Source organism: Desulfocicer niacini, from assembly GCF_054657595.1.
The window spans coordinates 1-1,882 of record NZ_BAAHYK010000128.1 but is presented as its reverse complement, the minus strand read 5'-3'; the positions used below and the strand labels follow the sequence as shown (position 1 = coordinate 1,882).

2 protein-coding genes are annotated in these 1,882 nt (G+C 40.6%); both read left to right on the top strand.

Features of this window, described 5'->3' with window-relative positions; all coding sequences use genetic code 11:
- Positions 1 to 280: 280 nt before the first annotated feature.
- Positions 281 to 937, top strand: coding sequence for a reverse transcriptase domain-containing protein (locus ACYQ2M_RS25005; RefSeq protein WP_459919127.1), 657 nt, complete (start codon positions 281 to 283; stop codon positions 935 to 937).
- Positions 938 to 1,086: 149 nt separating this feature from the next.
- Positions 1,087 to 1,818, top strand: a complete 732-nt coding sequence (locus ACYQ2M_RS25000; protein WP_459919126.1) for a metallophosphoesterase family protein — start codon at positions 1,087 to 1,089, stop codon at positions 1,816 to 1,818.
- Positions 1,819 to 1,882: the final 64 nt, after the last annotated feature.

Genomic DNA, 1,882 nt, shown 5'->3' with positions numbered 1-1,882 from the left:
ATGCAAAGTAGATATTCCTAAGCCCTATGGGTGCAGGATTTGTATTCCATTTACTTTGCATAATATCCAAGGACAAATCTAATCGATAAAATAGGGACAATAGCTTTATTGTAATTGTTTTACTGGATTTTTTACAATTTTAACATGAACTTGTGAAAAATCATTATTATTTTCAATTTCCACCATAGCAGATTATGCAAAGTAATCCGAAGCGTATATAAGGTTTTATCGGCATTTCAACAGCTTACTTTGCATAATTACTTACTTTGCATAAGGAGGTATAGTATCGCCTGTACTGGCTAATATTTACCTCCACTTTGGTCTTGATCTGTGGTTTGAAAGGCGGGTTAAACCCAATTGTAAGGGCTCGGCCTTTATTTTGAGATATGCCGATGATTTTATATGCGCTTTTCAATATAAAGGTGAGGCTGAACGGTTTTACCGTGAGCTTCCAGGCAGACTAAGCAAGTTCAAGCTTGAGGTAGCACCGGAGAAAACCGGAATGATTCGGTTCAGTCATTTTCATCCCGGCATGAAGGTGCGGATAAGCTTTTTAGGCTTTGAAATTTTCTGGGAAAAAGACAGAGCCGGTACCGTCAAAGTTAAATACCGGACAGCACCCAAGAAATTGCAAGGCGCCTGCAGGCGGATCAAGGAATGGATAAAGGAAAACCGCCATTTGAAAGGGCAGACCTTTATAAAAGAGCTAAATAGACGATTGCGCGGCCATTACAACTATTATAATGTGCCAGGTAACCTGTCGGCTTTATGGCACTTTTATAGCTGGGCTGAAGAATGCGCATTCAAATGGCTGAATCGTCGAGGCGGGAAGCGTAAAAGCTTCACCTGGAAAGTCTTTACCAAAGCGGTGGCTCTTTTGGGTATTGCCAAACCAATGATGCGAGTTGTTAACAGACAACATCGAGTGTTTGCGTAAACAGATGTCTTACACGAAAGCGAGTATAACCGAGGAACCGGATGCGGGAAAACCGCACGTCCGGGTCTGTGCGGGGGGCGCTGGGTAACTGGCGTTCCTACCGTGAGAGCCAATAAAAGAACCACAACCTGAAATAAGAGGACAATAAGATGAAAAAAATTATCCATCTCTCTGATTTGCATGTTGGTTATGAACATTGTGAAGAAGAATTAAAGAAAATAGTAAAAGATATTATCGATAATCGTGCTGCAAAAGATCATGTAGTGGTTGTAACAGGTGATATTGTTGATAACGCAAAGAAAGATGGATCGTATGAGCTTGCAAGAAAGCAATTTAAGAAACTTGAAGATAAGCAGTATAAAGTACTAGTGGTTCCTGGTAATCACGATTACGGGAGCGGAGGAAAAGCAAAAAAGAAATACGTCAAGCTTTTTAAGCAGGCTTTTTATGATGATAAAAATATTACATATCCAAAACTTGATATTTTAGATGGGATAGCATTTATAGGTCTAGACTCAATGGCTGATACATTCGAATGGCTTGATGTATGGGGTGCGGATGGTGAGCTAGGAAATAAGCAATTAAAGAAATTAGCATTAATACTTGAAGGCCCAGATGTGGCAAATTTAAAAAAAGTAGTTTATCTACATCATCACCCCTTTGATCACAGAGGGCGGCTGCATATGCTCAAGGATTATCGTCAATTCAAAGCGGTAATTGAAAACAAAGTTGATTGCTTGTTGTTCGGCCACAATCATGATGGGAATAAATATCCAGGGGTTTGGGGTATCACTCAATGTTTTGATGGTTCGAGTTCTACAGGTAAATCAAAAGGATCAGGAAAACCAGCCACTCCTTATCGAGTTATCACTTTGGTTTAACGGTCTATTGGGCTAACAAAACCATCCAGCGGACGCGCCAAAGGCGCGCGCCGCTGATGGTTGC